Origin of the sequence: Actinoplanes sp. URMC 104 (genome assembly GCF_051386375.1) — a bacterium.
In the GTDB taxonomy this organism is placed as follows: domain Bacteria; phylum Actinomycetota; class Actinomycetes; order Mycobacteriales; family Micromonosporaceae; genus Actinoplanes.
In genome coordinates this window covers 777,687-789,589 of the sequence record NZ_JBPQTO010000002.1, presented here as the reverse complement: position 1 = coordinate 789,589, position 11,903 = coordinate 777,687, and the positions used below count along the sequence as shown (strand labels likewise).

Here is an 11,903-nt window from a genome sequence, read left to right as displayed (position 1 = left end):
TCCGGCCGATTGATCACCTACCGTGATCGACAGGTGACGCCGCGGCCCTCCCCGCCGCCGGCTCGGAAAGGACCCCCGCATGAAGCTGCGCCTCGTTGCTGTGACCACCGCCGTCTCGCTGACCGCGCTGTCGTTCCCCGGCGCCGCGCTCGCGGCCAGGAAGCCCGCCGGCAAGCCGGCCGCCCCGGCGGTGAAGGACGGCGACCGCGACGGCATGCCCGACGCGTACGAGAAGGCGAACGGCCTCAACGCGCGCAAGAACGACGCCAGGGCCGACAAGGACCGCGACAAGCTGACCAACCTGGCCGAGTACAAGGCCGGCACCGACCCGTCGAAGGCCGACACCGACGGCGACGGCGTGCGCGACGGCGACGACAAGCGGCCCAGGGTCAAGGACCCCAAGCCGGTGCCGCAGGACCAGAAGGGCACGGTGACCTCGTACGACGCCGCCACCGGCACGCTGAAGGTGGCGTACACCAAGGGCCCCACCCTGACTGTCACGGTCACCGCCGCCACCAGGTTCGCGTGGCACCGCAAGGGCTGCGCCGCCCCCGCCACGGCCGCGAGCCTCGTTCCCGGCGTCGGCTTCCACAAGATCGACGTACGGGCCGCGAAGCCCGCCGACGACGAGCCCGCCGACGAGCCCACCACCGACCAGCCCGGCGACGAGCCCACCGACGACCCGGCCGCCGACCGGCCCGGCAACGACCAGCCGGACGCCGACGAGCCGGACGACGACCAGCCGGCCACCCTGGCGAGTGAAGTCAAGCCCGCGCTCACGCCGGTCGCCACCCAGATCAGCCTCATGTGCGCCGCCTGACGCGCAGGCTCGTGACGCCGGGGATCTAGGCTCGGCGGCATGACGCGCATCCTGTTGATCTCGGGCAGCACCCGCGAGGACTCGTTGCAGACCGCCGCGCTGCGGACGGCGGCCCGGTTCGCGCCGGAGGAGATCAATGCGGGGCTCTTCGAGGGGCTGCGCAGCCTGCCGGCGTTCGTGCCCGGCGACCCGAGCCCGCACGACACCGTGGTGCTGCTGCGCCACCAGGTGCGCATCGCCGACGCCGTGCTGATCAGCACCCCGGAGTACGCGGGCTCGGTGCCCGGCAGCCTCAAGAACCTGCTCGACTGGCTCGTCGAGGACAACCTGCTCGACGGCAAGCCCGTGGCCTGGCTGTCGGTCGCGGGCGAGGGGGAGGACTTCCTCGCCCGCTCGACGCTCGAGGCCGTCCTGGGCCACGCCAACGCCAAGATCCTCAAGGCGGCCTGCGTACGGGTCCCGATCGACCCGGCCGCCGTGGACGGCTCCGGGCTCGTGACCGACGAGCGGCTGCACCAGGCCCTGCAGGACGTGCTGCAGGCCATGGTGCGGGTGCTGTCCATGTCCGACGCCCCGCCGCGGCCGGCGTGGCAGCACTACTCCACGGTGCTCCCGGTCATCCAGCGCCGCGACAACTCCACCCTCCCCGACTGGCGGGCGGGCTGACCGAGCCGCCCGAGCCCGGCCCGGCATTGGGCATCCTGCTCCGCCCGCGGCTTGCCAGCCGTGCGTTTGCACACGACAATGTGCCGCGACGGGGGAGGATGGCAACGATGCGATCTCTGGACGCCACCGACGCGCGCATTCTGCTGGCCCTGGACGCCGACCCGGACGCCACCGTCGTCGCCCTCGCCGAGCGGCTGTCGATGTCGCGCAACACCGTGCAGGCACGGCTGCGCCGCATGCGTGAGTCGGGGGCGCTCGGCGCGTACTCCCGCCGTCTCGAGCCGGCCTCGCTGGGCTATCCGCTGATGGCGTTCATGACCCTTTCGCTGAGCCAGCGCGAGGGCGATCTGGCCGCCCAGCAGATCGTCCGCATTCCCGAGGTCGTCGAAATCCTCGCCACGACGGGCGACGGCGATCTTCTCGTACGGATTGTCGCGAAGGACACCGCGGACCTGTATCGCATCACCAATCTCGTGGTGGCCGCCCCGGGCGTCGTCCGCACGTCGACCTCGATCGTTCTGCACGAGGTGGCGCCGAACAGCGTGGACGGTCTTTTGCGCCGTCATACCTCTGCGTAACTGACCGAAAGGCCGATACATCACTCTCGGTCGAGGAGAACTATAGAGGTGCAACCCGATTCCCGGCCCCTTTCCTTGATCGTTGATCTCGTGAGCCGATGCTCCGATTTGGCCGGTGCTCAAGGCGTGGACCAGCGGTAATGCACTCCGTGCTTAGTACTTCTTGCGCTGAACCATTTGCCGAATCGAGGGACGAATCCACGCCTGCCATTGCAACTTGCAGGCGATAGATGAATTGGCACATTCATTTGGGTGCCACGCATTGTCGTACCGCTGTCACTCTTCGTACGCTGATGGTCAACAATCATCGATCAAGATGAGTGCGACAAGCGGGCCGACCTGGCGGCGGCCTGCGGGGGAGCCGACATGCTTATCAAAGTCATCGACCGGATCACCGACCCGGCGCTCCACGAGACCATGTGGACGATGTACCGGGACGCATTCGAGGAGCTGAATCACCTGGCTGTCCAGCGGCACCTGATGTTCCGGGACGAGTTCGACGCGGTCATGGCAGATCCACGGGTCGACAAATACCTCGCCCTCGATGACGACGGCACGATCTGCGGCGTGGCGACGTACACCAACGACCTGGACGCCGTACCGCTGATCGCCCCTCAGTACTTCGAGCGGCACTGGCCCGAGCAGTACTCGGCCCGCAAGATCTGGTACATCGGGTTCGTGGCGGTCAGCCCGCACGCGCAGGGCCGCGAGGCGTTCGCGCAGCTCGTGGAGCAGATGTACATGGTGGCGTCCGCTCAGAACGGGCTCGTTTGTCTGGACATCTGCAACCACAACGACGAGGTGCGGCGGATGTCCCGGGTGTTCCGGATGATGGTGAGCCGGCTGAGCGACACCATGAAGTTCACCCGCATCGACCAGCAGTCGTACTGGCTCTACGAGTTCCCTCCGGCAGCCTGAGAAGTCCGGCACGCGAACGCGGCAGGCCGCCTTTCGACGGCCTGCCGCGGAGCTGGGGGGAAACCTCAGGTCATAGGCGTACCTCCGGGTCGCGGGAACGGGTGTGCCGGAAAGAAGGTCAGGGGGGCCACCTCCTTCACGGCCGGGCGTACGAGCAAGGTCAGTAGGGGTATCCGCTGCGGGCGCCCACCGGATCGGCGTGCAGGGCCCGCAGCGTTGAGCTATCCGGGACGACGTTCACCCGCCCGTCCGCCCCGCGGCCGATCGCGGCGTACACCTCGGGCCGCGCCGCCCGCATGACGGTCGCCCAGACGAAGCCGATCGCGGCGACGGCCAGGTAGAGGGCGGGGATCAGCCACTGGAACGGCGAGTCCCCGTCGACCTGGAGCAGCTCGCCGAAGCCGATGCACGTCGCGACCAGGACGATCGTCAGCAGCAGGAACGCCGCCCCGGGCGCCACGTGCGCCCGCCAGACGCTCTCGCGCCGCCGGTTGCGGATGAAGAAGGCCAGCACCGCGGCCGACGCCGCCCACATGAGGATCAGCACGCCGAGCCCGCCGATCGTGGTGAGCCACGCGAACACGTAGACCAGCGGGTCCGAGCCGACCAGCGCATAGAGGCTGAGCACGACGATGGCCAGCACGCTCTGCGTGATCGAGCCGAGCAGCGGGGCGCCCGTCCGCGGATGGGTCCGTCCCCAGGCGGCCGGCAGCACGCCCTCGCGGCCCAGCGCGAACTGGTAACGCGACACCGCGGCGTGGAAGGCGAGCAGCGCCGCCAAGACGCTCGTCAGCAGCAGGACGTAGCCGATGTCGACCAGGATGCGCGGCAGGTGCGGTCCGACCAGGACGAACACGAGGTCGGTCTGGTGCTCGGCGGCCTTGGCGGCGATCTGGTCGGGGCCGGTGTTCACCGACATGGCCCACGCCGAGAGGGCGCAGAGCACTCCGGCGAGCACCACCGCGATGTGGGTGGCCCGGGCGATCGTGCGCTTCGGGTCCCGCGCCTCCTCGGAGAGCACCACGGTGGCCTCGAAGCCGACGAAGCCGGCGATCGCGAGCACCAGCAGGATGCCGATGACCGGGGTGGCCAGCGGCGCGGGCGAGAACTGCGAGAAGGTCACGTGCCCGCCGGCCGGGTTACTGATCATCACGAGGTCATAGATGATCACGATGGCGATCTCGAGGACCAGCAGCACGGCCAGCACCTTGCCGCTCAGGTCCACCCAGAGCAGGCCGAGCACCGCCACCGCGAACCAGGCCGCTATCGCGCAGGCGTACCAGGGCACCGACAGCCCGAAGGCGCCGAGAATGCCGCTGGCCACCGAGCCGAACAGGCCGAACAGGCCGATCTGCATCAGCGAGTACGCCGGCAGGGCGACGAACGCCGCTCCCACACCCACCACGCGGCCCAGGCCGTGACTGATGTAGGAGTAGAACGCGCCGGTGTTGACGATGTGCCGGCTCATCGCGACGAAGCCGACCGTGAACAGCGACAGCAGGCCCGCCGTCACGAGATAGGCGATCGGCACCGCCGTGCTTCCGATGATCGCGTAGATCGTCGTGATCGATCCGAGGATCACGGTCAGCGGCGCCGCGCCCGCGACTCCGAAGAACACCACCGAAGGGGTGCCCAGCCTGTTCTTGGCCAGCGCCTTCGAGACGATGTCCGGCTCTTCGGGTTCCATACGTGCCACGAGCATCCTTCCGGCCCAATGATCAGAGTTGTCGCGCCCGAGGTGATGGCGCCCGGTGCCGCTCACCGGCGGCCGACTGTGACCACCGAGCCCACGGAGGCCTCGGTGTATTCGACGAGCTCCCGCAGGTCCGCGGGCAGTGATCCGACGGCGCTGGGCAGCGACTGGAACGCGTGCCGGTGCGCCTCGAAGTCGTAGAGCACGTGCCGGGTGAGGCCGGTGGCCGCCACCAAGCCGATCAGCACCTTGTCGCTGATGCTCATGCCGATGCCGCGGACCAGCATGTTGGCCAGCCGGGCCGGGGCCCAGGCGGCCGCGTTGCGCTGCGCGGCGCTGTTCGGCATGTAGAGGGTCTCGGTCGAGAGCATCCGTCGCCGGGTGACCGGCTCCACCGCGCCGAGGCGTGAGAGCCTCTCGCCGACCCGGATCGCCGCGTCCTGGGAGAGGAAGGCCAGCCAGATCCGGACGTCCCGGTGTTGCGGCTGGGCCACCAGCAGGTCCAAGATGTCGTGCGCGAGCGCGTCCGACGGTGGATGCCGGTCGAGGATGATCAGATCTCCGTCGGAGATGCCGATCCGTCCTTCCAGGATGAGCTCGCCGAGCAGTGCAGCGGCCAGGCCCAGGCCGGTTGCACGTGGATGGAGACGGGACCGGCCGGTGCGGTCCTCGTGTGCGATCAGGAAGTACTGGTCAGCCAACACGCCGCCACGCCCCTTAGACAACGTCTTGATGGTTCGGGATCCAGCAGTGAAAACCGTGGCCGCGATGATCACTGTGGGTAGAAAACGCTGTGACTCGATGTCCGCGCATCATGTACCCGGCGGAAGGGCCAATACAAGAAGGCTAGTACTTTTTGTTTGGTGCTCCGTGTTTGGATCATGAAGGCCTTGCCCGTACTATCGGCACATCAGGACCGAGGGAGTCCAGGTGTCCGTAGATGAGGGGCCAACCCTGCGCCGGCGCCGGCTGGGCGCGGAGCTCAAGCGGTGTCGCGAGGCAGCGGGGTTGACACAGGAGTCCGTCTCCAAGCATTTCGAATGGCACGCCGCCAAGGTCACGCGCATCGAGACGGCGCGGGTGGCGGTGACCCCCCGCGACGTGAAGGATCTGCTGACCCTCTACGGCGTCGGCGACCAGGACTACCGGGACGCGCTGGTCGAGCTGGCCAGGCTGTCCCGCGAGCGGACGTGGTGGACGGACTACCGGGACATCATGCGCCCGGGCAACTTCGTCGGCCTGGAGGCCGCGGCCGCTGCCATGCGCGCCTGGGAGCCGATCATCGTGCCCGGGCTGCTGCAGACCGAGGCCTACATGCGCGCGCTGATGCGCACGGGCCGCACCACCGACTCGCCCCAGCAGCTCGACCGGCGGGTGTCGCTGCGCATGACCCGCCAGGCCCGGCTGCGCGGCAGCCGCCCGCTCGAGCTCACCGCGATCATCGACGAGTCGGTGGTGCGCCGGGTGGTGGGCGGCGATGCCGTCATGAACGATCAGCTCCGGCATCTCATCGAGGTCGCCCAATTACCCAACGTGATGCTTCAGATTCTGCCGTTCAGTGCCGGCGAGCATACGTTCCTCGGCGGTTCAGCAGCGCTTTTGGAGTTCCGCGAGACCACCCATTTGGATGTTGTCTATCTTGAAGGTCTTGCGGGAGACTACTACGAAGAGCAACCCTCTGAGGTTGTTCGTTACCGGCAGGAGTTCGACCGTTTGAGCGCCCTGGCGCTGGATCGGCGAATGACCATCAAGATGATCGAGAGCCTGCTCGTCGCGTAGTGCTCTCACCGAGACAACCGCATAGCGAAGGGGGGTGCTTGAGTTGCTCACGCACCAGCGTAATGCTGCCGTTCTGTCCGGTGCGGTCTGGCGCAAGGCCAGCCGCAGCAACGGTAACGGTGGCAACAACTGTGTCGAGGTCGCGTTCCTCGACCAGGGGGTCGCCGTCCGGGACAGCAAGGACCGCTCCGGTCCGGCGCTGATGTTCACGACGGCGGAGTGGTCCGCCTTTGTGGACTCCACCAAGGACGGCGAATTCGACATCAATTCCTGAAGACTATCGACAGGCACGCACCGATAGGAAGTGCCTACGCGAAGTAAGTTTTTCGGAAGTGGCGTCTCCCGGGTGCCGTGGCTCTGCTCACCAAGCGTTGCGGCACCCTCACCCAGAATTATTTCCCCGGCGGTCGTTCACCCATTCCGGTGAAATGGCGAAGGGGTTTTCGAAAAAGCCTCGGCATCGGCGTTTAGCGATGCGAAATGCGGGTAGGGCGGCGCCCGACGTTACGCTCCGCGATCGGATGGGCGGGCTCGCCGGTGTCGGCCGGCGGGTGCGCTGCCGAGGGTTTGCCGCTCCGCAGGGGAAAGCCGAATTGCCGCACAACTGGAGTTGTGCGGCAATTCGCTGTGGATGCGGGTGGCCCCTCCCCGGTGCCGTCGTACCTTTGGCCCTCCGTCCCTGGGTGGGCGGGGGAGGCGGAGGCACGCCGGTGATCCAGAGCGGCGGGAAGGCCTCAGATGCGGCCGAAGTCCTGGGTCCAGTACGGGGCTCCGCCCGAGGTGTAGGCGACGCCCACGCCGACGGCGGTGCTGGCGCAGTTCAGGATGTTCTTGCGGTGGCCCGCGCTGTTCATCCAGCCGGTCACGACCTGCTGCGGCGTGCGGTATCCCCAGGCGATGTTCTCGGCGGAGGCGCCGTTGCGCGGGTATCCGGCGCGCACCTCGCGGGTGACGAAGTTGCTGCCGTCCGAGCCGGTGTGGTCGAAGAAGCCGTGCTCGACCATGTCGGTGCTGTGCGCGCGGGCGGCGGCGACCAGGCGGCTGTCGATCCGCAGGGCCTTGCAGCCCCGGGCGGTGCGCTCGGCGTTGGTCAGCTTGACGACCTCGGTCTCGTACGCGGCCTGGTCGACGGCCGTCGTCTTCCTCGGGGTCTCGGCGGTGGCGGCCGCGTAGGCGGGCGCGCCGGCAAGCGTCGGGACGGCGATGAGGGCGGCGGTGACGACGGCGCGGCGGACGAAACGCTTCAGCAAGATGGGCCCTTTCTTCGGTCGGCTGTCGCTGGTCTGTTCGGGACGCGCGAGGGCCGATGAAGCGAGGGACCCGAGAGGCAACGCCGGGCAACGCAACCGCTACCCGCGGCCGCCGGAAGGGGCCGGCGACGGTGCGCCGGCCCCTCCACGGGCAGGTCAGACGGTCAGGGTCCAGCTGTTGATGTAGCCGGTGTCGTTGCGGTACGTGTCCTGCACCCGCAGCTGCCAGGAACCGTTCGCGGTCTCGCTCGAGAGGTTCCTGGTGTACGTGGTGCTGACGTTGTCGGCGCTGTCGGAGGTCGACGTCGGCTTGAGGTTGTAGACCGTGCCGTCCGGTGCCACCAGGTCGACCCGCAGGTCACCGCGGTACGTGTGCACGATGTTCACCGCGATCGTCGAGGTCGCCGAGGCGGCCCGGCCGCAGCCGCTGATCGTGATGCTGCTGCTGACCGCCGAGCCGAGGTCGGGGATCGTCACGTCGGTGGCGTTGGTGCCCGAGCAGCCGCCCGGAGGCGAGGTCGGGGGCGTGGTCGGCGGGGTGGTGCCGCCGCCTGTGCAGGTCGGGTCGCCCGACTGGGCCGGCACGCTCACCGCGTCCCACGCGGCCTTGACCGTGTTGAACTCCGCGCAGCTGTTCGGGAAGAGGTTCTTCGCCGCGGTCAGCGTCCAGGTGCGGTACTTGACGTACGACGAGCTGGACGTCTTCATCAGCATCGCGTTGTACATGATCTTCATGGCGGTCTGGATGCCCAGGCCGGTGATCGCGCCCGAGCCGCTGCAGCGGGTGCTGGCCGGCTGGCCGTTCGACGGGTTGGTGCCCTCGGCCATCAGGTAGAACCAGTGGTTGCCGGGGCCCGCGGCGGCGTGCACCTCGTCGCTCGGCGTGCTGCTCGAGTAGCAATTGTCGTCGCCGGCGAGCGACGGGTTGTACATGTACCGGATCGGGCCGCCGCCGACCAGGTTGACCTCCTCGCCGACCTGGTAGTCGGGGGCGTCGTTGGGGTTGTTGATGTACCACTCGGTCGCCGCGCCGATGGTGTCCGCGACGAACTCCTGGGTGCCGCCGCGGGAGATGCCGCCCGGGGTGGTGTCGTCGATGCCGTGGCCCAGCTCGTGGCCGACCACGTCCGCCGAGGAGATCCACTGGCCGGCGGTGTTCTTGCCGATCTGCACCTGGGTGCCGTCGTAGTACGCGTTCTGCTGGTTGAGCCCGACGCGGATCGGCCAGGCGCCGCCGCTGCCGTTCTGGCCGTTGCGGCCCAGCCAGGACGAGAGCATCGCGTACTGCTTCTGGGCGACGTAGAAGGCGTCGACGCAGCCGGTCTCCTTGCTGGTGCCGGTGCCGTTGCCCCAGGTGTTGTCCGGTCCGCTGAACGTCGTGTTGGTCGCCGCGTCCTGGCAGCGGATCGAGGTGTGGCTCGGATCCTGCAGCAGGTAGGTCGACCCCGACTGGGTGGTGTCGATCGACACCGTCTTGTTGATCCAGCCGTTGCCCGTGCCCGCGGCGCCGATGACGTGCTCGGTGGTGCGCAGCACCTTGCCGGTGGTCGCGTCCACGTCGACGGTCAGCCGGCTGACGCCCTCGGCGCCGGTGCCGTTGACCGTGGTCTCGTAGACGAGCGCGGCCGCACCCTGGTCGGCGAGCACGGCGAGCTGCGTACCCTCGACGCTCTTGACGGTCTTGAGCTGCGCCTTCGCGATCGCGGCCGCGGCCGCCTCGGACAGCTTGGCCACGGTGGACAGCTCACCGATCGGGCTGCTCTGGGCCACCGAGGTGTACCGCGTCTGCCCGGCGGCGTCGGTGACCACGACGAAGTCGCCGCCGCGCACCGGGAGGCCCTTGTGGGTGCGCTCGTACGACACGTAGTTCAGCCCGCCGGAGCTGAACACCTTCTGCCGCCGGAAGGTGTCGTCCGGGGCGGCTTGCAGGATCGAGGGGCGGGTGGCGACCAGGGCGTCCGCCCGGTCGGCGGCGAGCGCGGCCGAGGCCGCCGGGTCCTGCGGCGCGGCGGTGGCCGGGCCGGTCACCGCGACCATGGCGGAAGCGGCCGCTGTTCCGGCCGCCAGCGCGACGATCAGAGGGGTTCGACGATTCACGCGGGTTCTCCTTCCCTGCCCGGGGGTTGTGGGCAGGCTCAAGGTCCGATGGCGTCGACCGTAGACATCGATGACCGTCACCGAATCAGGGAAAACCCTTGCGCGTACGCTCGCGTAAACTTTGCGCTACGTAATCTTATGAATCCGTAAAGTGAGCCCGTGACCCTGGCAGGGCGGGATGCGGTGGGGCATCATGGCCGGACAGCGTCCCTTCAGGAGTGTGTGATGACCTCACAACTCGAGCTCGCGGCCCGTACGGCTTTCGCTCAGGTGCTCACCGCCTGGCGCACCCGGCGCGGCCTGTCGAAGAAGCAGCTCGCGGCATCGATGGGTTACCACCCGTCGTACATCAGCCACGTGGAGAGCCTGCGCCACCACCCGACCCTCGAGTTCGCCTGCCGCGCCGAGGCGGTCCTGGCGAGCGGGGGTGAGATCATCGCGCGGTACGAGCAGTGCCGCCAGGCCGCGGGCGAGCCCGCACCCGCCACGGCCGTCCGCAACGACTACGAGCCCAGCCCCATGCTGCCCGCCACGCTCGTGATCGAGGAGGAGAACGCCACCCTGACGTACGCCGACGGGTGGTACGCCTGCCGGGTCGAGCGCGTCGTCCGCAACGTCGGCGACCGGCCCGTGACCTGCTATCCCGTACGCGTCGACGTCGATCGCTTCCCCGACGAGCCGGGCGTCTCCCGCAGGCTGTACGCCGAGAGCCCGCTGCAGCTGTCCGACCTCGACTTCGGGGCGGAGGCGGGCTGGGACCGGCCCGAGCCCATGGAGGTGCGCGTGACGCGCTCCTCCGACGCGTACGTCAAGATGATCCTGGTCTTCGGCAACGCGCGGGCGCGGTTCCCGCTCTATCCGGGCGAGCGCACCCGGGTGACGTACGCCTACCGCGTGCCCGCCAGCCTGTGGGGCCAGTGGTTCCAGCGCGACATCCGGTTCCCGACCCGGGCGCTGACGATGTCCGTGCGACTGCCGGCTTCGCTGGGCGCCGAGGTCAGCGCGGAGAGCCTCTCGTACGCGGGCATCAAGGGTTTCTCGCCCACCGAGTCGCCCGGCGAGAACGGGACCGTGGTCTACACCCTGCGCCTGCGTGAGCTGCTGCTGACCAGCCAGATCCGGCTGCGCTGGCGGTTCGCCGAGCGGGCCCCGACAGGCTGGACCGACCTGGCCGCTTAGCGCCTCCCGCGTACGGCCCAGGCGGCCGCGGTCAGCGCGATCGTGCCGTCCGCCGAGGCCGGCGCGCGGGCCCGCAGCAGCTCGCGGATGGCATGCTGCTCGTGCTGGCCCAGCGTGGCCAGGTAGGAGGGGGCCGCGCCCTGCCCGCCGAGGAAGGGCTGCCAGAAGTCGTCGAACCCGGCGAACACCGTCGGCACCTCGATCGAGCGCGTGGCGACCTCGGTCAGCCCGGCGGCGGCCCACGCGGCGCGCAGGGCCGGCTCGTGACAGATCGGAAAGCGCCGGCCCTCGTCACGGCCGGCCGCCGCCGGGTCCACCTCGGCGGCGGCGTCCCAGAAGAGCCGCATCATCTGCATGCCGGTGGCGTAGTCCCAGACGTACGCCGCGACGGTCGCTCCCGGCGCGGCAACCCGCGCGAACTCCGCGACCGCCGCCCCGGGCCGCGGCACGAAGTTGAGCGCCAGCCCGCTGACCACCACGTCGAACGACGCGTCGCCCAACGGCAGCGCCGCTGCGTCGCCGGCCACCCGATGCGCCTCGACCGGCGCCGTCCTGAGAAAGCCGCGCGACGGATCCACGCCGACCACGCGGGCCGGACCGGTGCGCAGGGCCGCCGACGTGAGCGCGCCCGTGCCGCACCCGGCATCGAGCCACCGCCGCCCGGCGGGCACGTCGAGCCACCCGACGAACTCGGCGGCCACCTTGCGGCTCCACCTGCCGACATACGCCTCGTAGGCGTCGCCGGCCTCCCAGACGTCCTCGCTCATGGCCTCACTCTGCCGCACCGGAGGATTGATCGACGTGCCTGTGGATAAGTGCGGGGCGACGTGGCGGGGCTGTGGACAACGCCGCCGCCGGCCCCGCTTCTGGGGTAGATTCACGCCGAGGAGGGGGCCCCCGGGAGGGTGGGCTCTCGGAGTGAT

Annotated in this window: 12 protein-coding genes; 7 read left to right on the top strand and 5 right to left on the bottom strand. The window is 69.3% G+C overall.

Annotated features, from left to right (window positions below):
* Positions 1-79 precede the first annotated feature (79 nt).
* From ACSNN8_RS04555 to ACSNN8_RS04540, 4 genes are all read left to right on the top strand, one after another.
* Entirely contained in the window at positions 80-820 is a 741-nt protein-coding gene (locus ACSNN8_RS04555) for a hypothetical protein (RefSeq protein ID WP_436647128.1), read from the top strand.
* A 39-nt stretch (positions 821-859) separates the two neighbouring features.
* Complete coding sequence (locus tag ACSNN8_RS04550; RefSeq protein WP_436647127.1) at positions 860-1,486, top strand: NADPH-dependent FMN reductase; 627 nt, start codon at positions 860-862, stop codon at positions 1,484-1,486.
* 98 nt (positions 1,487-1,584) lie between these two features.
* Positions 1,585-2,064, top strand: coding sequence for an Lrp/AsnC family transcriptional regulator (locus tag ACSNN8_RS04545; protein ID WP_436647126.1), 480 nt, complete (start codon positions 1,585-1,587; stop codon positions 2,062-2,064).
* A 366-nt stretch (positions 2,065-2,430) separates the two neighbouring features.
* On the top strand, positions 2,431-2,982 hold the full coding sequence (locus tag ACSNN8_RS04540) for a GNAT family N-acetyltransferase (RefSeq protein ID WP_436647125.1): 552 nt from the start codon (positions 2,431-2,433) through the stop codon (positions 2,980-2,982).
* A 160-nt stretch (positions 2,983-3,142) separates the two neighbouring features.
* On the opposite strand, the gene ACSNN8_RS04535 is transcribed toward ACSNN8_RS04540, so the two are convergent.
* Complete coding sequence (locus tag ACSNN8_RS04535) at positions 3,143-4,669, bottom strand: APC family permease (protein WP_436647124.1); 1,527 nt, start codon at positions 4,667-4,669, stop codon at positions 3,143-3,145.
* 71 nt (positions 4,670-4,740) lie between these two features.
* Positions 4,741-5,379, bottom strand: coding sequence for a GOLPH3/VPS74 family protein (locus ACSNN8_RS04530; RefSeq protein WP_436647123.1), 639 nt, complete (start codon positions 5,377-5,379; stop codon positions 4,741-4,743).
* Positions 5,380-5,605: 226 nt separating this feature from the next.
* Here ACSNN8_RS04530 and ACSNN8_RS04525 point away from each other — a divergent pair, with 226 nt between their 5' ends.
* Together ACSNN8_RS04525 and ACSNN8_RS04520 are read left to right on the top strand one after the other, a co-directional pair.
* Positions 5,606-6,454 (top strand): helix-turn-helix domain-containing protein, encoded by an 849-nt coding sequence (locus ACSNN8_RS04525; protein ID WP_436647122.1) that lies wholly within the window; start codon positions 5,606-5,608, stop codon positions 6,452-6,454.
* Positions 6,455-6,488: 34 nt separating this feature from the next.
* Positions 6,489-6,728 (top strand): DUF397 domain-containing protein, encoded by a 240-nt coding sequence (locus ACSNN8_RS04520; RefSeq protein WP_436647121.1) that lies wholly within the window; start codon positions 6,489-6,491, stop codon positions 6,726-6,728.
* Positions 6,729-7,188: 460 nt separating this feature from the next.
* On the opposite strand, the gene ACSNN8_RS04515 is transcribed toward ACSNN8_RS04520, so the two are convergent.
* Together ACSNN8_RS04515 and ACSNN8_RS04510 are read right to left on the bottom strand one after the other, a co-directional pair.
* On the bottom strand, positions 7,189-7,704 hold the full coding sequence (locus tag ACSNN8_RS04515) for a CAP domain-containing protein (RefSeq protein WP_436647120.1): 516 nt from the start codon (positions 7,702-7,704) through the stop codon (positions 7,189-7,191).
* Positions 7,705-7,860: 156 nt separating this feature from the next.
* The gene (locus tag ACSNN8_RS04510; RefSeq protein WP_436649406.1) at positions 7,861-9,741 is read right to left on the bottom strand and encodes a M4 family metallopeptidase; all 1,881 of its coding nucleotides are present in this window, start codon (positions 9,739-9,741) and stop codon (positions 7,861-7,863) included.
* 285 nt (positions 9,742-10,026) lie between these two features.
* Here ACSNN8_RS04510 and ACSNN8_RS04505 point away from each other — a divergent pair, with 285 nt between their 5' ends.
* Entirely contained in the window at positions 10,027-10,980 is a 954-nt protein-coding gene (locus ACSNN8_RS04505) for a helix-turn-helix domain-containing protein (RefSeq protein WP_436647119.1), read from the top strand.
* Here the strand turns inward: ACSNN8_RS04505 and ACSNN8_RS04500 are convergent.
* Positions 10,977-11,747, bottom strand: a complete 771-nt coding sequence (locus ACSNN8_RS04500; protein ID WP_436647118.1) for a class I SAM-dependent methyltransferase — start codon at positions 11,745-11,747, stop codon at positions 10,977-10,979. The two genes, ACSNN8_RS04505 and ACSNN8_RS04500, sit on opposite strands and share 4 nt — an antisense overlap.
* Positions 11,748-11,903 lie beyond the last annotated feature (156 nt).

Bases quoted from the DNA above. Each gene is read 5' to 3' on its own strand.
- ACSNN8_RS04555 (WP_436647128.1), top strand. From the start codon at position 80: ATGAAGCTGCGCCTCGTTGCTGTGACCACCGCCGTCTCGCTGACCGCG.
- ACSNN8_RS04550 (WP_436647127.1), top strand. From the start codon at position 860: ATGACGCGCATCCTGTTGATCTCGGGCAGCACCCGCGAGGACTCGTTG.
- ACSNN8_RS04545 (WP_436647126.1), top strand. From the start codon at position 1,585: ATGGCAACGATGCGATCTCTGGACGCCACCGACGCGCGCATTCTGCTG.
- ACSNN8_RS04540 (WP_436647125.1), top strand. From the start codon at position 2,431: ATGCTTATCAAAGTCATCGACCGGATCACCGACCCGGCGCTCCACGAG.
- ACSNN8_RS04535 (WP_436647124.1), bottom strand. From the start codon at position 4,669: ATGGAACCCGAAGAGCCGGACATCGTCTCGAAGGCGCTGGCCAAGAAC.
- ACSNN8_RS04510 (WP_436649406.1), bottom strand. From the start codon at position 9,741: ATGGTCGCGGTGACCGGCCCGGCCACCGCCGCGCCGCAGGACCCGGCG.
- ACSNN8_RS04505 (WP_436647119.1), top strand. From the start codon at position 10,027: ATGACCTCACAACTCGAGCTCGCGGCCCGTACGGCTTTCGCTCAGGTG.
- ACSNN8_RS04500 (WP_436647118.1), bottom strand. From the start codon at position 11,747: ATGAGCGAGGACGTCTGGGAGGCCGGCGACGCCTACGAGGCGTATGTC.